At 68.8% G+C, this 17,686-nt stretch carries 19 protein-coding genes and 1 other RNA gene; 12 read left to right on the plus strand and 8 right to left on the minus strand.

Going from position 1 to position 17,686, the window contains the following annotated elements; all coding sequences use genetic code 11:
- Positions 1–59 precede the first annotated feature (59 nt).
- Positions 60–1,145, plus strand: coding sequence for a class I fructose-bisphosphate aldolase (locus VB739_RS03730; protein ID WP_323355781.1), 1,086 nt, complete (start codon positions 60–62; stop codon positions 1,143–1,145).
- Between the two features lie 15 nt (positions 1,146–1,160).
- Here the strand turns inward: VB739_RS03730 and nadA are convergent, their stop codons facing one another.
- A complete protein-coding gene (nadA, locus tag VB739_RS03735) occupies positions 1,161–2,075 on the minus strand; it encodes a quinolinate synthase NadA (RefSeq protein WP_323355835.1) in 915 nt (304 codons plus the stop codon).
- Between the two features lie 161 nt (positions 2,076–2,236).
- Between nadA and VB739_RS03740 the strand changes: the two genes are divergently transcribed.
- The 3 genes from VB739_RS03740 to VB739_RS03750 all read left to right on the plus strand — a co-directional run bounded on the left by VB739_RS03740 (position 2,237) and on the right by VB739_RS03750 (position 5,257).
- A complete protein-coding gene (locus VB739_RS03740; RefSeq protein ID WP_416233298.1) occupies positions 2,237–3,115 on the plus strand; it encodes a TIGR04168 family protein in 879 nt (292 codons plus the stop codon).
- Complete coding sequence (locus tag VB739_RS03745) at positions 3,109–4,209, plus strand: hypothetical protein (RefSeq protein ID WP_323355783.1); 1,101 nt, start codon at positions 3,109–3,111, stop codon at positions 4,207–4,209. Before VB739_RS03740 ends, VB739_RS03745 begins: the two co-directional genes overlap by 7 nt.
- A gap of 301 nt (positions 4,210–4,510) precedes the next feature.
- Positions 4,511–5,257, plus strand: coding sequence for a glycoside hydrolase family 104 protein (locus VB739_RS03750; protein WP_323355784.1), 747 nt, complete (start codon positions 4,511–4,513; stop codon positions 5,255–5,257).
- A gap of 28 nt (positions 5,258–5,285) precedes the next feature.
- Here the strand turns inward: VB739_RS03750 and VB739_RS03755 are convergent, their stop codons facing one another.
- The gene (locus VB739_RS03755; RefSeq protein ID WP_323355785.1) at positions 5,286–6,170 is read right to left on the minus strand and encodes a TPM domain-containing protein; all 885 of its coding nucleotides are present in this window, start codon (positions 6,168–6,170) and stop codon (positions 5,286–5,288) included.
- A gap of 50 nt (positions 6,171–6,220) precedes the next feature.
- Between VB739_RS03755 and VB739_RS03760 the strand changes: the two genes are divergently transcribed.
- The gene (locus VB739_RS03760; protein ID WP_323355786.1) at positions 6,221–7,411 is read left to right on the plus strand and encodes a class I SAM-dependent methyltransferase; all 1,191 of its coding nucleotides are present in this window, start codon (positions 6,221–6,223) and stop codon (positions 7,409–7,411) included.
- A 58-nt stretch (positions 7,412–7,469) separates the two neighbouring features.
- On the opposite strand, the gene VB739_RS03765 is transcribed toward VB739_RS03760, so the two are convergent.
- The 3 genes from VB739_RS03765 to recQ form a co-directional block, all read right to left on the minus strand.
- Positions 7,470–8,558, minus strand: a complete 1,089-nt coding sequence (locus VB739_RS03765; RefSeq protein ID WP_323355787.1) for a DUF4912 domain-containing protein — start codon at positions 8,556–8,558, stop codon at positions 7,470–7,472.
- A gap of 64 nt (positions 8,559–8,622) precedes the next feature.
- A complete protein-coding gene (gene aroB, locus VB739_RS03770) occupies positions 8,623–9,765 on the minus strand; it encodes a 3-dehydroquinate synthase (RefSeq protein WP_323355788.1) in 1,143 nt (380 codons plus the stop codon).
- 27 nt (positions 9,766–9,792) lie between these two features.
- On the minus strand, positions 9,793–11,610 hold the full coding sequence (gene recQ / locus VB739_RS03775; RefSeq protein WP_323355789.1) for a DNA helicase RecQ: 1,818 nt from the start codon (positions 11,608–11,610) through the stop codon (positions 9,793–9,795).
- Positions 11,611–11,707: 97 nt separating this feature from the next.
- On the opposite strand from recQ, the gene VB739_RS03780 reads away from it, so the two are divergent.
- The 4 genes from VB739_RS03780 (at position 11,708) to VB739_RS03795 (ending at position 14,656) form a co-directional block, all read left to right on the plus strand.
- Complete coding sequence (locus VB739_RS03780) at positions 11,708–12,604, plus strand: sugar ABC transporter permease (protein WP_323355790.1); 897 nt, start codon at positions 11,708–11,710, stop codon at positions 12,602–12,604.
- A 75-nt stretch (positions 12,605–12,679) separates the two neighbouring features.
- On the plus strand, positions 12,680–13,960 hold the full coding sequence (locus tag VB739_RS03785; protein ID WP_323355791.1) for a 5-(carboxyamino)imidazole ribonucleotide synthase: 1,281 nt from the start codon (positions 12,680–12,682) through the stop codon (positions 13,958–13,960).
- 6 nt (positions 13,961–13,966) lie between these two features.
- Positions 13,967–14,149, plus strand: a non-coding RNA gene (ssrS, locus tag VB739_RS03790) — 6S RNA.
- 36 nt (positions 14,150–14,185) lie between these two features.
- On the plus strand, positions 14,186–14,656 hold the full coding sequence (locus tag VB739_RS03795) for a hypothetical protein (RefSeq protein ID WP_323355792.1): 471 nt from the start codon (positions 14,186–14,188) through the stop codon (positions 14,654–14,656).
- On the opposite strand, the gene VB739_RS03800 is transcribed toward VB739_RS03795, so the two are convergent.
- Together VB739_RS03800 and clpS are read right to left on the minus strand one after the other, a co-directional pair.
- Positions 14,601–14,876: a DUF2103 domain-containing protein gene (locus tag VB739_RS03800; protein ID WP_323355793.1), complete on the minus strand. Its 276-nt coding sequence runs from the start codon at positions 14,874–14,876 to the stop codon at positions 14,601–14,603. The two genes, VB739_RS03795 and VB739_RS03800, sit on opposite strands and share 56 nt — an antisense overlap.
- Positions 14,877–14,885: 9 nt before the next feature.
- Positions 14,886–15,179, minus strand: a complete 294-nt coding sequence (clpS, locus tag VB739_RS03805) for an ATP-dependent Clp protease adapter ClpS (protein ID WP_323355794.1) — start codon at positions 15,177–15,179, stop codon at positions 14,886–14,888.
- 63 nt (positions 15,180–15,242) lie between these two features.
- On the opposite strand from clpS, the gene petN reads away from it, so the two are divergent.
- The 3 genes from petN (at position 15,243) to VB739_RS03820 (ending at position 16,958) form a co-directional block, all read left to right on the plus strand.
- On the plus strand, positions 15,243–15,344 hold the full coding sequence (petN, locus tag VB739_RS03810) for a cytochrome b6-f complex subunit PetN (protein WP_015108283.1): 102 nt from the start codon (positions 15,243–15,245) through the stop codon (positions 15,342–15,344).
- Positions 15,322–15,489 (plus strand): hypothetical protein, encoded by a 168-nt coding sequence (locus VB739_RS03815; protein ID WP_254943514.1) that lies wholly within the window; start codon positions 15,322–15,324, stop codon positions 15,487–15,489. The genes petN and VB739_RS03815 overlap by 23 nt, the downstream gene beginning before the upstream one ends.
- A 95-nt stretch (positions 15,490–15,584) precedes the next feature.
- On the plus strand, positions 15,585–16,958 hold the full coding sequence (locus VB739_RS03820; RefSeq protein WP_323355795.1) for a hypothetical protein: 1,374 nt from the start codon (positions 15,585–15,587) through the stop codon (positions 16,956–16,958).
- Here VB739_RS03820 and psb29 read toward each other — a convergent pair.
- On the minus strand, positions 16,921–17,616 hold the full coding sequence (gene psb29 / locus VB739_RS03825; protein WP_323355796.1) for a photosystem II biogenesis protein Psp29: 696 nt from the start codon (positions 17,614–17,616) through the stop codon (positions 16,921–16,923). The two genes, VB739_RS03820 and psb29, sit on opposite strands and share 38 nt — an antisense overlap.
- Positions 17,617–17,686 lie beyond the last annotated feature (70 nt).

The following is a 17,686-nucleotide window of genomic DNA, read 5'->3' on the forward strand; positions in this document are numbered from 1 at the left end:
GCCCGTTGACGGCGAGGGCGCTGCCCCCTAGCCATGGGGCAGTGATGTTCTGTGGCTCCATGGCACTCGATACCCATCGCGAGGAACTGGAGGCCACCGCCATGGCCCTGGCCCGGCCGGGCACCGGTCTGCTGGCGGCCGATGAATCCACCGGCACGATCGGCAAACGCTTCGAGGCGATCGATGTGGAGAACACGGAGGCGAACCGCCGCGCCTACCGCACCCTTCTGGCCACGGCCCCCGGCCTCGGCGAGACGATCAGCGGCGTGATCCTCTACGAGGAAACCCTGTTTCAGCAGGCCGCCGAGCTGCCGGGCCAGCCGGGTGGATCGATCCTCGAGCTGTTCCAGGCCCAGGGGCTGGTGGCGGGGATCAAACTGGATCTGGGCGTGGAGCCCCTGGCGGGCGGTCTGCCCGGCGAGACCTGGTGCACCGGATTGCGGGGGCTGCGGGAACGGGCGGCCAGCGCCTACGCCCGTGGCGCCCGCTTCGCCAAATGGCGGGCGGTGCTGCGCATCAGCGCCTATGGCTGCCCCTCGGAGCTCTGCGTGCGCGAGAACGCCTGGGGCCTGGCCCGCTACGCCCGCACGGCCCAGGAGGAGGGACTGGTGCCCATCGTGGAGCCGGAGATCCTGATGGACGGTGACCACGACATCCTCACCACCGCGGCGGTGCAGGAGTGGGTGCTGCGCAGCGTCTACGAGGCCCTGGGCCAGAACGGGGTGTTTCTGGAGGGCACCCTGCTCAAGCCTTCGATGACCCTTCCCGGCGCCGACAGCTCCGAGCGTCCCAATCCCGAGCAGGTGGCGGCCTTCACCGTGCGCACCCTGCGGCGCAGCGTGCCGCCGGCCGTGCCGGCGATTCTGTTCCTCTCAGGCGGCCTGGGTGAAGAAGAGGCCAGCGTGTTCCTTTCGGCGATTCACCAGGCGGCCCCGGACGCCCCCTGGCATCTGGGTTTCTCCTACGGCCGCGCCCTGCAGCACTCCTGCCTCAGCCACTGGCAGGGCAGCGATACGGCGGCGGGTCAGGCGGCCCTGCTGGCCCGTGCCCGTGCCAACGGCGCGGCGGCTCGCGGGACCTACGTGGCGGGCTCCGAACCCTCTGATGAGGCCGCCTCCCTGTTCGTGGCCAATTACAGCTATTGAGCCAGAGGTCGTGCCTCAGGCACTCATCGCCAGCATGCGCTCGATCGGCACCAGGGCCCGCTGGCGGATCTCCTCGTCAAGTTGGAGGGCCGGCGCCATGGTGTGCAGGCACTGCCACAGCTTCTCCAGCGTGTTCAGCCGCATGTAGGGGCAGGCGTTGCAGCTGCAGCCGTCGGCTCCCGGGACTTCATAGAGGGTCTTGCTGGGGGAGCGGCGACGCATCTGATGCAGGATGCCCGGCTCGGTGAGCACGATGAAGGCGGGAGCGGCACTGGTTTCGGTGCGCTGCAGGAGCTTGCTGGTGGAGCCGATGAAGTCTGCCAGATCCAGCAGATGCTGCTGACACTCCGGATGGGCGATCACCTCGGCTTCGGGGTGTTCCAGGCGGAGCTGCAGCAGGGCCTGCTCGCTGAAGGTCTCATGGACGATGCAGCTTCCCGGCCAGAGGGTCAGCTCCCGGCCACTCTCGCGGGCGACCCAGCGGCCCAGGTTCTGGTCGGGGGCGAACAGGATCGGCCGGTCGGCCGGCAGCTGCTGCACCAGATGCACGGCGTTGCTGCTGGTGCAGATGAGGTCGCTCTGGGCCTTCACCGCCGCTGAACAGTTGATGTAGCTCACCACGATGTGCTCAGGGTGCCGACGGCGGAAGTCGGCAAAGGCGTCAGCCGGACAGGCGTCGGCCAGGCTGCATCCGGCCTCCAGATCGGGCAGCAGCACGGTCTTGGCCGGATTGAGGATCTTGGCGGTCTCCGCCATGAAGTGAACGCCGCAGAAGACGATCACTTCGGCTTCGGTGCTGGCCGCCTTGCGGGAAAGCTCGAGGGAATCACCGATGAAATCGGCGCAGTCCTGGATGGCGTCGTCCTGGTAGTAGTGGGCCAGGATGATGGCGTTGCGCTGCTTTTTCAGCGCCTCAATGGCGGCGGCCAGTTCATGGCGCGGAGGAAACGGGCCGGTTCCTGCGGCGGACGCATCACCAACATCGCCCGGTTGGCGGTCATTGTGGTGCGGTGCCTGGGTCAGCGTCTGCGTGAAGACCAACCGATGCCCCTTCTCATGCACGATGATCCCACTCTAGGAAGCGGTTGGTATTGGCTGAGCTGAACATCGCCATCGCCGGGGATCTGCACGATCAGTGGGATCGCAGTGACCACGACGTGCTGGATCGGATCCGCCCGGATGCCCTGCTGCTGGTGGGTGATTTCAGTGACGGCAAAAGTCGCATCCCGGAGCTGCTCGCCACGTTGGAGCTGCCGTTGGCCTGCGTGCTCGGTAACCACGATGCGGGCAAGGACGGCAGTGGTCGCACTCTGCGGCACCAGTTGGAACTGCTGGGTGATCGCCACTGCGGCTGGGGCCTCAGGGAGCTGCGCCCCCCTGGGCTGGCCGTGGTGGGGGCCCGTCCCGGGACCGCCGGCGGTGGTTATCACCTTTCCAAGGCTGTCAGGGCCGTCTATGGACCGGTGGGCCTGCAGGAGTCCGCCGAACGCATCAGCCGGGCGGCCCTGTCGGCCGATCCCCAGCTGCCGCTGGTGCTGCTGGCCCATTCCGGCCCCAGTGGCCTGGGCACCCAGGTGGACGACCTCTGCGCCCGCGACTGGAAGGCCCCCGCCTGCGACTGGGGCGATCAGGACCTGGCCCTGGCGGTGGACCAGATTCGCCGCCGCCGCCCCCTGCCGCTGGTGATCTTCGGCCACATGCACCACGCCCTGTGCCACCACCAGGGGGAGAGGCTCAGCTTCCGCCGCGACGCCCAGGGCACCGCTTTCCTCAACACCGCCTCCGTGCCCCGTCACGGGGTGGATCAGCAGGGCCGGGCCCTGCGCCACTTCAGCTGGGTCGTGTTTGACGACAACGGCGACCTGCGCCACATCAGTCACCGCTGGTACGGCGTCGATGGCGCCCTCCACTACGAGCAGACCCTGTGGAGGGCGGCCCTGCCGGCGGCGGGCGTGCTGAGTCCTTGCTGATTCACGCCTGCATCAGCAGCCATGGCTTCGGCCACGGCTCCCGCACGGCGTCGGTGCTTTGTGAACTGGCTGCCCTGAAGCCCGACTGGCGCCTGGTGCTCTCCACCGGACTGCCCGAAGCCTTCCTGACGCTGTCCATGGGTGAGGTGCCCTTTGAGCACCGCCCCTGCCGCTGGGACGTGGGGGTGATCCAGGCGGACGCCCTGGGGGCCGACGCCGCCGCCACCCTGGCGGCCCTCCATGACCTGGGGCTGGATCTACCCGAGCTGGTCGAGCGCGAAGCCCGCTGGCTGGAGGCCCAGCACCAGCCGATCCTGGTGCTCGGGGATGTGCCCCCGGCGGCGGCCGTGCTGGCCAAACGTCTGCAGGCGCCCCTGGTGTGGCTGGCCAGCTTCGGCTGGGACACGATCCACGCCCCGATGGGCCCGGCCTTCCAGCCCTTCGTCGAACACCATCGGCAGCTGTATGCCCAGGGGGATCTGCTGCTCCATTGCCCTCTCTCCCTGCCGATGGACTGGGGTGTGGCGGAGGTGAGGCTGGGCCTGACGAGTTCCAGGCCCCGCCATGACGTGGAGCGACTGGCCCGGGAACTGGCCCTGCCGCCGGATCGGGAGCGTGTGGTGCTGGTGAGCTTCGGGGGCCTCGGCATGGCCATTGACCCGGCCCTGCTGGCCCGCTGGCCCGAGCACGTGTTCATCGGGCCGGAGCCGCTGCTGGCCACGGTGCCCAATGGCCGTTGTCTGCCGGCGGGCGTGCGGCCCCTCGACCTGATGCCCTTGGTGGGTCGGCTGATCACCAAACCTGGCTACAGCAGCTTCTGTGAAGCCTTCAGCCAGGGGGTGGGCATCCACCTGGTGCACCGGAGCGGATTTGCTGAGGCGCCGGTGCTGGAGGAGGACCTGCGCAACCACGGCTGGCACCGGCTGCTGAGCCAGGAGGCCTTCCGCCGGGGCGATTGGCAGCTGGATCAGCCCCTGCAGCCCCCTCGGCACGGCCCCCTGCCGGTGGATGGGGCCTCGACCGCCGCGCAGGCGATCGTTTCGCTGCTGGAGGGACGATCAGCACTGCCTATGGGGGCTGGCATCAGGATTTGATCATCTGTTCATCGACGTCGAAGAACTTCAGTGCCTGGCTGTAACGCGAATACAAAGCGTCATTCTTGATACCAGTAGACAGTTGTTTGACCGTCACTTACACCGAATCGTTTCGGCGCATTCATCGGCAAATTACCGCCAAGTCTCAGTGCAAGGAGTCACTAATTCCTCGCAACGGGATCGCTGGTTCTTTCTGATGCCGTTCCCCAGAAGACCTGGTCACACCAAGCACATTCCGTCGGATTAATTCCGTCTCCCATCGAGCGGATTTTCCCCCACTTGTCCTTCACGACCGTTTCTCTTGCCGAACCTTCAGCTCCGTCACCTCGTCCTCGCCTTCGCCGGCCTGAGCCTTGCAGCCCCAGCCAGTGCCGCCGAGGCCTCCGGCGCCTGGCAGCTGGGTCCTGAAGCCCGGGTGACGCCCGTTCGGGTCTCGATGATGTCGCCCCTGCCGGCCGCGCCCCGGGTCTTCGCCATCACACCCGAGCGTCGGGCCCTGCTCAACACCATCCGCTACGCCGAGGGCACCTGGGCCAACGGCCAGGAGGTCGGTTATCGCATCCTCTTCGGCGGCAGCCTGTTTGATTCCCTCGACCGCCATCCCAACCGGGTGATGCGCACCGCCCGTTACGCCAGTGCGGCGGCGGGTGCCTACCAGTTCATGCCCTTCACCTGGGACATGGTCACCCGTGCCATGGGCATCCCTGATTTCGGGCCCGAGTCCCAGGACCAGGCCGCCCTGTTCCTGGTGCAACGCCGAGGCGCCCTGCACCTGGCCGATCGCGGTGAGTTGAGCCCCGACCTGGCGGCCCGTCTCGCCCCTGAATGGGCCTCGTTCCCCACGCTGGCCGGTCGCAGCTTCTACGGGCAACCCGTCAAGCGTCTCAATGATCTGCGCCGCTTCTACGAGCAGAACCTGGCCCAGCTCCGCAACGAAGCGGCCGCCGTCTGGGAAGACGTGGCGATTCGCCAGGCGCCTCCGGCCTGCAACGATGCCAGCCTCTCCTGCCAGCTGGAGCGGGTGGGTGAGCCGTCAACGGCCCGCTGAGCCTGATCCTCAAGCCGCTCCGGGGCGTTCAGCCCTCGCCCTTGCCCTGAAGGCGGACACCGCCCAGGGTTTTCTGGGCGATCAGGTAGGCCACCACTGAAGCTCCAAGGAACCCCAGCACGTTGCGCAGCAACGGCAGCACGTCGTTGGTGCGGGTGATGATCGGCCCCATCCCCAGGGCCACAAACAGGATCACCCAGAGGGGAGAGAGCAGCAACACCCAGGTCCATTCGATCCGGCGGCCCTCCTGACGGGGGAAGGCGGCGAACCCCACGATCAGACCGCCGAGGATCGACGTGCAGAGCGTGAGGATCCACTGCTCCTGGGGCAAGCCCGGCACCACCTGGCAACCACCGATGGCCAGGCACCCTTTGACGGCGTGGATCGCCGACAGGATCGAGCCGTCCTCACCGTGGTCCCGCACATAGAACTGGTTGCCGTAACGGGTCTGGAGTTCCACCCAGAAGGTGCGAGGCATCAGGGCGAAGAGGGCCTCGCCCACGTTGAAGTTGAGCAAGTTGCCGCCCCGGGGATCGGCAACCAGCAGCAGGCTGCGTTCGTCCAGGTCCCAGAAGCCTTTGACCGCCAGGCCGGGGGTGCGCTCGTACTGGGTCAGCACCCTGAGCTTCCAGCCGCTGGTGGCTTCGAAACTCTCCAGTTCGGCCTCCAGTTCGCCCCGTTCACCGTCGGTGAGGGCCTTGGCCAGATCGATCACCGGGGTGGGGTGATCGGGCAACAGCTGGGGGTTGTCAGCGGCGTAGGCGACAGCCCCCAGCCCCGGCAGCAGCCAGGTCACCAGCACCAGGGTGAGGGTGGCCAGACTGGCTCCCAGTCGCCGACCGAGCCCACCGCGCCAGCCACGTCCCCGGTGATCCCGTTGCGTTCCCGCCGCTGCCCGTTTGCCTGTCGCCATCGCTCGTGCTCCCATCGTTCAGCATTCTCACTGAGTCACCCTGACGTCGCGTGCAGACCCCCCATCGACGCTCCACGCCGGTTCCCGAATGGCTCGGCCAGCGGCTGCGGGCGGCGGGCGGTTCGGTGCCGTTCCGCGACTACATGGACTGGGTCCTGCATGATCCGGAGGTTGGCGCCTATGGCAGCGGCCGCCTGACCATCGGCCCCCGTGGGGACTTCGCCACCGCCCCCTCGCTCGGTGCGGACTTCGCCCAGCTGCTCGCCCCCCAGGTGGCCCAATGGCTGGGCCAGCTGCCGGCGCAGGCCCCCCTGGCCCTGGTGGAGACGGGACCGGGTGAGGGCCACCTGGCCCAGCAATTGGCCGAGGCCCTCCACGCCGGCTGGCCCGAACTGGCCGGGCGCACCGAACTGGTGCTCGTGGAGCCGAATGCCGGCATGGCCCAGCGGCAGCGGCAGCGGCTGGGTGCGTGTCCGCTGGCGGTGCGCTGGATCGATTTCGACGCCTTGGCCAACGCTCCCCTGCGGGGTGTGGTGCTGGCCCACGAAGTCCTCGACGCTCTCGCCATCGAGCGCATCGAGCGCCGGGACGATCACTGGTGCCGCCAGCGGGTCGTTCTTAAGGGGGAGAGCCTGAGCCTGGAGGCCGCCGAACCCCTGGACGGGCCCGTGCTCGAGCAGTTGGAATCCCTTGGCCTTCTCCCCCTGGATGGGAGCCGCCCGCAGGGCTGGAGCACGGAGCTGCACCCCGGACTGGAGCCCTGGCTGGCCGCCTGCGGCACAGCCCTGAGCGAGGGATGGTTGCTGGTGATCGATTACGCCCACGAGGCCCGTCGCTACTACGCACCCCAGCGCTCCGGCGGCACCCTGATGGCCTATCGGCGCCAGCAAGCCAGCGACGATCCCTTGCTCGAGCCTGGTCTGTGGGACCTGACGGCCCATCTCTGCCTCGAGAGCCTGGAAACGGCGGCCCTGGCCGCAGGCTGGCAGCCCCTGGGCGGATGCCGCCAGGGAGAGGCCCTGCTGGCGCTGGGCTTGGCCCAGCGTCTGCATGCGCTTCAGCAGGAGCCGGCGTCTCGGCTGGCGGTGCTGCTGCAACGGCGGGAGTGCCTGTTGCGGCTGGTGGACCCCGCCGGGCTCGGTGACTTCCGCTGGTTGGCCTTCCACCGGGGTTCAGCGGTGTCGGGCCAGGCTCCGAGGCCTCAGCCAGCGCCCCTGTTTCTGAGCCAATCGCCCATCTGATCAGTGGCCTTGCCGCTGCATCGCCACCGAGGAACCGCGGCAGAGCTGTGGAGGCGGCTCAGAACCACTCCGACTGGGCGTCCTCCTTGGGGTTGACTTTGGCGTGGGGGGTGGTGCGACGGAACTCCATCGTGATGCTGCGCTTCTGCTCGCCGTCGGCGGCCAGGGCCTCGATCGGATACAGCTGCTGGCCATCCCGGAAGGGAACCTGGAGCCGGAAGGTGCCATCAGAGGAGAGTGGAATCTCCTCACCGCCGATGGTCAGGCGGGCGGAGGGATCGGTGGCGCCGTACACAATCAGTTCGGCATCGGCCACCAGCCAGAAGGAGCGCTGGCGAGCGGCCACCCCGCCGATGCCGGAGCCGCTGCGGCCGGAGGCCCAGGGGCCCGCACCGGAGGCGGAGAAGTCGACATCGCCATACAGACCGGAGCCGGAATCGATCTCATGAAACGCCTCCGACCCCCTTCCGAGGGGACGCCAGGGGCTCGTGGCGCTCTGGTAAAGCCGCTCGTGCAGGTCGTTGATGATCTCCCTGGTCGGCCCAGGAGCAGGCGTGCCGTCAAGCGCCGGAGGCATGGAGAAGGCCACGAAGGGGTCGGGCACGCTGATGGCCGGGCCGTCCAGATCAGGGACGTGGGCCGTGGCGGAAAACGCCAGGGAAATCCAGCCGCCGCTGCCGCCCTTACGGAAGCCGAGCTCCACCCTGTAGTCGCGTCCGGAAAGGGGCACCGGCAGATACCACTCGGTGGCCTGGCTTTCAACGACCACTTCCTGGAGGGTGTGGGGATGGGTGGACCCGCCGTCGAGTCCAGTCACGTCGGCGACACGCAGGCAAAGCTGGGTGGCGCCATCGGCCTGGGCCCGGCTCCTGTCGGTCGGGTTGATCGACCAGCGCACCTGGGACCACTGGGGATCACGGGGCAGGAAGGCGATCCAGGAAGCCTCTCCGCCGCCGCCGCTCGGCGGCGCCACGGAAGAGCTGGCGGCGACCGGGGACGCCGCCGCAGGGGAGGGATCCTGCGCGGGTGATGACTCCGGTTCGGCGGGCTCGTCCCGCCCGCCGAGTCCGATGGTCCTGGCCAGGGCGCCGAGTCGTCGCAGGGGCTGGCTCAGAAAGGTGGTGAACCGGCTGGGACGACTGCTCATGGGCCGTGAGGAATAAAAACCTTCCGGTGATGGTCTCCGATCTATCGGGCCCGCGCCTTCCCTGTCAGCGAAAGACCACGTTCGAAGCGGCGACCGCCAGGGCGGCTCTGATCGTGGCGGGATCGACGTCGTCGCGGATGGTGACCGATCCCACGCCGGTGGGCAGCACGAAGCGCACCTTCCCCTGACGCACCTTCTTGTCCGCCTGCAGGGCGGTCAGCACCACGTCCGGATCGAGGGCCGGCCAGCCCATGGGCAGCCCAGCGGCCGCCACCAGCCTGCGCTGCCTGTCCTGATCCGCCTGGCTCCACAGCCCCATCGCCACGGCGATGTCGCCGGCGGCGATCATGCCCAGGCCCACCGCTTCACCGTGCAGCCAGGTGCCGTAGCCGCTGAGGTTCTCCACCGCATGGCCGAGCGTGTGGCCGTAGTTGAGGATCGCCCGCAGACCCCCTTCCCGTTCGTCGGCGGCCACCACCCTGGCCTTGGCGGCGGCGGAGCGCTCGAGCAGGCGTTGCAGCAGCTCGGGGCCCATGGCCTCGCGGCTGGCCAGGGCGCCCCGAGGATCACGCTCGGCGGCCTGCTCCAGATCGTTGAAGAGCTGCTCATCGCCGATGACGGCGTACTTGATCACCTCCGCCATGCCGGCGCGGAACTCGCGCTCCGGCAAGGTGACCAGCACCCGCGGGTCAATCAGCACCAGCTTCGGTTGGTGGAAGGCGCCGATCAGGTTCTTCCCCCCCGGGTGGTTCACCCCCGTCTTGCCGCCGATGGCGGCGTCCACCATCGCCAGCAGGGTGGTGGGCACCTGCACCACGGCGATGCCCCGCAGCCAGGTGGCGGCGGCGAAGCCGGCCATGTCGCCCACCACACCGCCCCCCAGGGCGACGATCAGGGAGCTCCGCTCCAGGCGATGTGCAAAGGCGGCGTCGTGGATCGCCGCCACGGTGGCGGGGGTCTTGCGCTCTTCGCCGGCCTCCAGCACCAGGGTCCGCACCACGAACCCGCTGGACTCAAGGCCCGTCAGCGCTTCAGCACCATGGAACCCCTGCACCTCCGGATTGGTCACCACCAGCACCCGGGTGCCGCTCTGGAAACCGCGCTCGATCAGGAAGGAACCCAGGCGGCCGAGCAGCCCCTCGCCGATCAGGATCGGATAGGGATCGGCGGTCAGGGACACCGTGATGGTGCGGTGGTCCTGCGGCATGGACGGGGTTTCAACGGTGGGCTGAGGCTAGGCCGGTGTGGTCTGGCTCCCGACCACCGCCAGCACCGCCTCGCCATAGCTGGCGAGCTTGGCTCTGCCGATGCCGGTGAGGCCGGCCAGGTCCTCCAGGGCGGTGGGACGGCGTTCAGCGATGGCGATCAGGGTGCGGTCATGGAAGACCACATAGGGCGGTAGACCCTGCTGGCGGGCCTGTTCCAGCCGCCAGGCCTTCAAGGCCGCCAGCAATCCCGGATCGGCGTTGTGCGCAGCGGCAGGCGGCGCCCCTCCGGCCCCAGCCCCGCGACGCTCCTTCGCCGCCGGCGGCAGTCGGATCTCCAGGCGGGTCTCGCCGCGCAGCAGCGGTTTCACGAGCACGTCGTCACCGAACTGCAGGCCCCCATGGCCATCGGCGGCGGCCACCAGGTACCCCCTGGCGGTGAGCTGGCGGAACAGGCTGCGCCACTGGCCGCGATCCAGTTCCTTGCCGATTCCATGCACCCCCAGCTGGTCGTGGCCGAGGCTGCGGATCCGGGCTGTCTCGCTGCCCAGCAGCACGTCCACCAGGTGGGCGGCGCCGAAACGTCCTCCGGTGCGATAGACGGCGGAGAGGGCCTTGCGGGCCGGCTCGGTCACGTCCGCTCCCTGGTTCGGTTCCAGGCAGACGTCACAGTTGCCGCAGTCGCTGCTGCCCGCTTCGCCCAGGTAGCTGAGCAGGATGCGCCGACGGCAGCTGGAGGCTTCGGCAAAGCCGATCAGGGCGTCGAGGCGGCCGTGCTCGATCCGCTTCTGGGCCGGCTCGGCATCGGAGTCATCAATGAAGCGACGCAACGGCGGCACATCACCGGCGCCGTGCAGCATCCAGGCGACGGCAGGCAGGCCATCCCGGCCCGCCCGGCCCGTTTCCTGGTAATAGGCCTCCAGGCTTTTGGGCAGGTCCACATGGGCCACGAAGCGCACGTCCGGCTTGTCGATGCCCATGCCGAAGGCGATGGTGGCCACCACGACCACGCCGCTGCCAAGGCGGAAGCGCTCCAGGGCGGCGCTGCGGGTCTGGGGCGGCAGCCCGGCGTGGTATGGCAGGACGTCGTGGCCAGCGGCCTTCAGGGCGGCGGCGTGCTCCTCCACCCGCTTGCGGGAGCGGGCGTAGACGATGCCGGAGTGCCCCCGCTGGGTATCGAGAAACTCCAGCAGCTGGCGCCGGGGTTCGCTTTTGTCCCGCAGCAGGTAGCGGATGTTGGGCCGATCGAAGCTGGCAAGGAACACCGCCGCTTGCTCAAGGCTCAGGCGCGCCACGATCTCGGCCCGGGTGCGGGGATCGGCGGTGGCCGTCAAGGCGATGCGGGGAATGGCGGAGAAGCGCTCGGCGAGCACCGCCAGCTGCAGATACTCGGGCCGGAAATCGTGGCCCCACTGCGACACGCAGTGGGCCTCATCGATGGCGAACAAGGCCAACGGCAGGGCCGCCAGGCGATCGATCAGATCGCCGCCCAGGAGCCGCTCCGGCGAGACGTAGAGCAGATCAAGCTGGCCGCTCTGGAGCTGCCGCCAGGTGGTCGCTGCCGCGTCGGCGCTTTCGGCTGAATGCAGGGCGGCGGCGCGCACGCCGGCCTGGCGCAGGGCGCCCACCTGGTCCTGCATCAGGGCGATCAACGGCGAAACCACCACCGCCGTTCCCGGTCGGCAGAGGGCCGGAATCTGATAGCAGAGCGACTTGCCGCCTCCAGTGGGCATCAGCACCAGGGCCGAGCCCCCTGAGCAGACGTGCTCGACGATGGCGGCCTGGGGGCCGCGGAAGGCGTCGTAGCCGAAGACGTCCCGCAGCACCTGCTTCGGGTTCGCCGTCATCGGAATGGCGGATCGAACGGCGGCGGATTGAACGGCATCGGTGGCCTCCAGCCTTGCTGCCGATTGTGCAACGGCCAACGTCCGGCAGGATGCACCGATGGCCACACCCACCCCTACTGCGCCGGCACCCAGCCGCTCTGCCTGGGCGTTTCTGGCCCCCGCCCTGCTGTTGCTGGCGGTGTCGGTGCTGATTCCGGCGGCCATGGCCCTGGTGATCAGCTTCACCCGCACGGGGCTGGATGTGAGCGAGCCGCTCACCTTCGTGGGTCTGGCCAACTTCCGCCGGCTGCTGGCCGATCCGATGCTGCTGCGGGTGACCGGCACCACCTTCCTCTACCTCGTGGGGGTGGTGCCACCGATCGTCCTCGGGGCCCTTGGCCTGGCGGTGCTCGTCAACCGCCAGCTGCCGGGCATCCACTGGTTCCGCGGCGCCTTCTACACCCCGGTGCTGGTGTCTCTGGTGGTGGCGGCGATCGCCTTCCGCTGGCTCTATGCGGAAAACGGTTTGGTCAATGGCTGGCTCGGGGCCCTGCTGGGTGATCGCTTCACGCCGATCGGCTTTCTCACGTCCACGGGCCTTGCCCTGCCCTCGGTGATGCTGGTCACCCTGTGGAAGGGCCTCGGCTATTACATGGTCATCTTCGTGGCCGGCCTGCAGGGAATCTCCGCCGATCTCTACGAGGCGGCGGCCCTTGATGGCAGCGAGGGCTGGCGCCGCCACCTGGATATCACCCTGCCCCTGCTCAGGCCCTACATCACCCTGGTGGCGGTGATTTCGGCCATCGGGGCCACCAAGGTGTTCGAAGAGGTGTATCTGATGACCCAGGGGGGGCCGGCCGACAGCACCCGCACGATCGTCTATTACGTGTACGACCAGGCCTTTTCGGAGCTGGAGATCAGCTACGCCTGCACCGTCGGTTTGGCGCTGTTTCTGATCGTGCTGCTGCTGAGCCTGCTCCGCTACGCCTTCGCCGCCGAGAACCCTCTGCAGTGAGGACCCTCCCGGCTCTGAGGTGGGGCCTTGACGCCCGGGTGGCAGGCTGGACCACGGTTCGAACAACCTTGCAGGGTGCAGACCATCCCTGACCCCGATCCCCAGACCAGCGCCGCTGCGATCGATGCCATCGGTGTCGTGGGGGGCGGCCAGCTGGCCTGGATGCTGGCCCAAGCCGCCCGGGACCTCGGCGTCGCCCTGCATGTGCAGACCCCCGGCGCCGACGATCCGGCCACCCGCGAAGCAGCCAGTGTGGTCCTGGCCCCCGTCGATGACGTGGCCGCCACCCGGGAACTGGCCAGCCGCTGCCGTGCCATCAGCTTCGAAAACGAATGGATTCCCCTCGAGGCGCTACAGGCGCTTGAGGGTCCTGGCCTCCAGTTCCTGCCAGGACTCGAGGCCCTGCAACCCCTGGTGAGCAAGGAAGGCCAGCGGCGCCTTCTGGCCGACCTGCACCTGCCGTCACCCCGTTGGTTCCCCCTGGCCGACGTCCTCCAGCCCGCCACGCCTTCCGCAGCGGATGGGGGGCAGGCCTCCATGCCGGCGAGCCTGCCGCTCCCCCTGCGATCCCCTGCGACTCCCCGCCTTCCCGAGGGCTTCGACTTCCCGATGATGGCCAAGGCCAGCCGCGGGGGTTACGACGGCCGGGGCACGGTGCCCGTGGCCGACCTGGCCGCACTGGAGGCGCTGCTCGCCAGGGTCGCCCCCGACGACTGGATCCTCGAGGAGCTGGTGCGCTTCGACCAGGAGCTGGCGCTGGTGGCCTGTCGCGACCAGCACGGCACGGTGGCTTGCTATCCCTTGGTGCAGACGCACCAGCACCGCCGTGTCTGCGACTGGGTGCTCTTCCCCGCGCCGGTGGATCACCGGGTCGAGGTGTTCGCCCGCAACGTGGCCGCTTCCCTGCTCACCGCCCTCGACTACGTGGGCGTGCTGTCGATCGAGTTCTTCTACGGGCCTTCGGGTCTGCAGGTCAACGAGCTGGCCCCCCGTACCCACAACTCCGGCCACCTGACGATCGAGGCCTGCCGCACCAGCCAGTTCTCCCAGCAGGTGCGCATCGTCGCCGGGCTGCCGATGGGCGCCACCGACGCCGTCGTGCCCGGTGCCTTGATGGTCAACCTGCTCGCGCCGGAGGGTGGCGATGCCGACCAGCTGGAACGGCGCCGCGCCCTTGAGGCGCTTCCCGGCGCTCACCTGCACTGGTACGGCAAGCAAGGCGGTGGCGCCGGCCGCAAGCTGGGCCACCTCACCCTGCTGCTTGAGGGCCGCAACGCCACCGAGCGTGAACGGGACCAACAACGCCGGCTGGCGGAGGTGCGGGCCATCTGGCCGCTGCCCGACCAACCCACTTAGGATGGGCTCGGACTGCTGTGTTGGTGACTGCCTTTCACAGTTTTCTGATCTGACTCCCTTTCGACGCGGGGAGTCTTCAGCGACGGCAACGTATACCGGCTTCACGGCCGGAAACGAAGCCCCGCCCCTGACTCCCCACCTGGTTCATCCAGGTCGAACACTGGGGCAAGACGGCACGGCGGTCCACCCCTTTCTGCTTCCAATGGCGCCCGGCCCGGCATGCTGGTGCAACGTCCATCCGCCACCGTGATCAGCGAGCTTCCGAGCTTCCAGTCGTCGTTCGAGCGCCTCCTGGCCCGCGCCCCCGGCCCCATCTTTCCTCGTGCCCGGGCGCTCTATCTGCAGAAGTACCCCCTGGAAGAGGAGAGCCAGGGGGACTTCCGCACCTTTCTGCTGGAGGAGGACATCCAGGAGAGTCCGGCCGGTGCTGTCAGGATTCGGGCCCTGGCCCTGGCGGTTGTGGCCTGGGGCCAACCCTGCTTCGATGCGAACGCTGCGGCTGCCTACCTCGAGCGTCGCTGGGGGCTGCGGCCCCACGATCTGCAGGAGGTGGAAGGGGCGAGCTGGTTCCGGGAGGCCGGGGCCTATGGCCGCTTCCGCACCCCGGCGGTCTACGAGCGGGTAGCCCCCACCAGCCTGCTCAGTTCGTCAGCCGATCCACGGCCTCCTGCAGCTGATCCCGGCTCAGGCGAGTGACCACAAAGACCTCCTGAGCCGTGCTGCCTCTGCGGGCCAGCAGCTTGTGGCCCCCGGTGATCGGGCTCGAGACCCGCAGCCGCAAGCCGATGCTGCGGCCCTTCACCCGTGAGATCACCGCCGGCGTGATCGTGTCGATGTCCGGCAGGGTGGCCAGCCGCCGCAGCAGCGGGATGAGGCCCTCCACGTAGGTGCTGTGGGTGATCACGAGCCGGGCCATGGCCGTTCCTCAGCCCTGGCCCAGCGGTGCCATGGTCAGCCCCTCGGCGGTGAGCAGCTGGTGGTAAAGCTCCCCCTGCTCCAGAGGACCACTCCAGACGACCGCCGATCCTTCCCCATCGATCCGGTGGGCCAGGGTCCAGGCCTGATCGGGCTGCATGCCGGGCAGGTGCCGCACCAGGGCCTCCACCACGTGCTGAAACGTGTTGACGTCATCGTCGAGGACGATGACATTCACGTTGGGGTAGCGCTCCTGGAGGCGCTGCCCTGCCTGGGCGGGACTTCTCGTTGGAGCGACGACCATGGGCCTTCAGCGGCTGCCGGTCACCAGCGTAGGTAACATGCGTTCACCCATGAATCGGGCTCGATGTTGATCACCCTTGGTTGGTCCGCCCTGGCGGCCATCTTCACCTTCTCGATCGCCATGGTGGTGTGGGGCCGCAACGGTGACAACAGCATCGGTTTCTGATCTGGCCTTCCCCACCACCACCCTGCTGGCGGGTCTGGCCTCCGCTCTGCTCCTTTTTGTGAGCGTCGGCGTCATTTACCTGTCCACGGTCGAATGGCGTGACCGCCGCCGCCGTCGCTCCACCGAAGGTCGCCCCCGCTCCTGAGCCCCTTCGCTGACCCTGGTGTCGCTGGCTTTTCGATCCGTGTCTCAAGGCGAGCAGCGCATCACCCACCGAGGCCGAACCCTGTCGGCGTTTGCATGAGCCGTCCGTTCGATCGTCTGCGACGTTCTCTGCTGGCACCGGCCCTGCCCCGGCTGCCGCGGCCCCCGCTGCCAGCCACCACGGCCACGCTGCTGCTCTTGTTGCTGCTGCCCAGCCTGACCCTATGGCGCTGGCCCAGGCCCAGGGCCCAGGGGCTGGAGCAGCTGATGGCGGTGAGCAGCTTGCTGCAGAGCTTTGCCGCCAGTCCAGAGCGACCCGTTCCAGCCCTCTGGCGCGAGCGCTTCGGTGCCACTCCGGCCAACCGCCTGTGGCGGGACCAACGACGCACCTGGTGGCAGTTCTGGGGGCCCCATGCTGACGGGGGGGCTTATCTGGCCGTCCAGGACAACGCCGGTGCCGGCTCCCAGCGCCCCCTGCCCACCAATGGGCTGCGGGTCGGGAACCTGCTGGTGGTTGCACCGGATGCCCTCTCGCGGCGCCTGCTCCAGGATCAGTTGCGGCCCGATCAGCGGGCTGGGCGAGGGCTCTACAGCGCCTGTCTGCCCCGGCTGGAGAGCGGTCAGGGGGTGTTCTGGAACGCCTCCGGCCTCGGGGCGCTGGTGGGCCCCCTGGCCCCCCTGCTGGAGGCCTACCAGGAGGGTTGCCTCTCCCTGTCGCTGGAGTCCTCCGAGCTGCGCTGGCGGGGCGAAGCCACCGACCGTGGCGCGGCGGCAGGTCCGGCCGAATCCGTCCGGGCCCCCGACGTCACGGCCTCCAGCCTGCCGCCCCTGCCGCCCGACCTGCTGCTGGAAGTTCAGGGATCGTCCCTTGAACAGTTGTTCCGCGGGTTGCTGTCGCGGCAGCTGATCCGGGATCCCCTGGCGGCGCGCTACGGCATCGACACCAAGGGCCTGGCGCTGCTGCGGCGATCCCCGTTCCGTCTGCGTCTCCAGCCCCAGGCCAGCGGCCCCTTTCAGGCGTCGCTCGAGCTCCAGGTGGCGGTGGGGACCGACAGGCAGGCCTGGCGACAGCTGTTGCTCGGCCTGGCCCGTTCCCTGCAGGCCCAGGGCCTGCAGGAGGTGCCTGGCGTGAGCACGCCGTCCCAGGCCCAGACAGCCACCTGGCGGCGGGAGGATGGGGTGGTGCTCGGGGGTTGGCGCTGGATCGGGGACAACGGACCCAGGCCCCAGCTGTTGCTGTTCCTCGGGCCGGTACCGGCCCGCTGGCAGAGCATGTCCATCACCGGAGATCAGGCTCCCGGCTCAGGTTCGCTGTGGTTGCGGGTCCGCCCCCAGGGCCTGGATCAGCTGGGCCTGCTGCCCGAACCCCTGCCGGAACTGGTCCGTCGCGCCGACCAGCTGGCGATGGAGGCCGCCCCCGGCCAAGGCGGGGTCAGCTGGCTGAGGGGACGCCTTCGGGTGATGCCGTGATCTCCTGCCGTTCGCGCCGACGACGCTCGGCGGCCACGGTTTCCTCCATGAGCTCGACGGCCATGGACATCTTCTCGAGGTTGCTGGCGTAGAGGGAGAGGTCCTTATCGAGCCGGTCGCGCAGCAGGCCGATCGAAGCACCAATCTCGTGGGCGAGCTGGCGCAGGGCCTGGGGCTCCATGGCGTCGTCGGCGAGGGCCTGTTCCAGCAAAGCGAGCAGCCCCACGGCCATCAGACGCGAGTAGTGGAAATCCGGCCGGCGGATGCTGGCCAGGGCCGTGGCCACCGGTGCTGGTGCCCCTTCTCCCTGGGCTTCGATCCACTGCCTCACCTCCTGCTGGCTGTGGCGTCCCATGGCCGCAAGGGCCTCAGCGGACTGGCGGCGCAGATCGGGGCCGTCATAGCCGGAGGAGGCGCACAGGGCCTCGAACAGGGGTCCCTTCTGGTCCTCGGGGCGGTAGCCGCGGGCGAAGCCGTCGAACACCTGAACAAGACCAACGGCGAACAGGGGATCACTCTGGAAGCCCTTCTGGCGGCTCAGCAGGTGGAGCTCGACCAGCAATTCGTCGACCATGCGCCGGTAGAGGGGACCGATGACATGGGGGAAGGCGCCATGGAAGGCACGCTTGCTGTCAGCGACGGTGAGAGCAGCGCTCACGCGGTTGGATTCTTCGTTGCTGCGACCATAGCGCTGCAGGCACTCGACCCGATCCGCGGCTGGGTAAGAT

The organism is Cyanobium gracile UHCC 0281 (genome assembly GCF_034931305.1).
GTDB lineage: Bacteria > Cyanobacteriota > Cyanobacteriia > PCC-6307 > Cyanobiaceae > Cyanobium > Cyanobium gracile_A.

Excerpts from the sequence above, each read along its gene's own strand:
- VB739_RS03820 (WP_323355795.1), top strand. The coding sequence starts at position 15,585 with ATGAGCCGTCCGTTCGATCGTCTGCGACGTTCTCTGCTGGCACCGGCC.
- aroB (WP_323355788.1), bottom strand. The coding sequence starts at position 9,765 with ATGCCGCAGGACCACCGCACCATCACGGTGTCCCTGACCGCCGATCCC.
- petN (WP_015108283.1), top strand. The coding sequence starts at position 15,243 with ATGTTGATCACCCTTGGTTGGTCCGCCCTGGCGGCCATCTTCACCTTC.
- clpS (WP_323355794.1), bottom strand. The coding sequence starts at position 15,179 with ATGGTCGTCGCTCCAACGAGAAGTCCCGCCCAGGCAGGGCAGCGCCTC.
- VB739_RS03755 (WP_323355785.1), bottom strand. The coding sequence starts at position 6,170 with ATGGCGACAGGCAAACGGGCAGCGGCGGGAACGCAACGGGATCACCGG.
- VB739_RS03800 (WP_323355793.1), bottom strand. The coding sequence starts at position 14,876 with ATGGCCCGGCTCGTGATCACCCACAGCACCTACGTGGAGGGCCTCATC.
- VB739_RS03765 (WP_323355787.1), bottom strand. The coding sequence starts at position 8,558 with ATGAGCAGTCGTCCCAGCCGGTTCACCACCTTTCTGAGCCAGCCCCTG.
- VB739_RS03730 (WP_323355781.1), top strand. The coding sequence starts at position 60 with ATGGCACTCGATACCCATCGCGAGGAACTGGAGGCCACCGCCATGGCC.
- recQ (WP_323355789.1), bottom strand. The coding sequence starts at position 11,610 with ATGACGGCGAACCCGAAGCAGGTGCTGCGGGACGTCTTCGGCTACGAC.
- VB739_RS03780 (WP_323355790.1), top strand. The coding sequence starts at position 11,708 with ATGGCCACACCCACCCCTACTGCGCCGGCACCCAGCCGCTCTGCCTGG.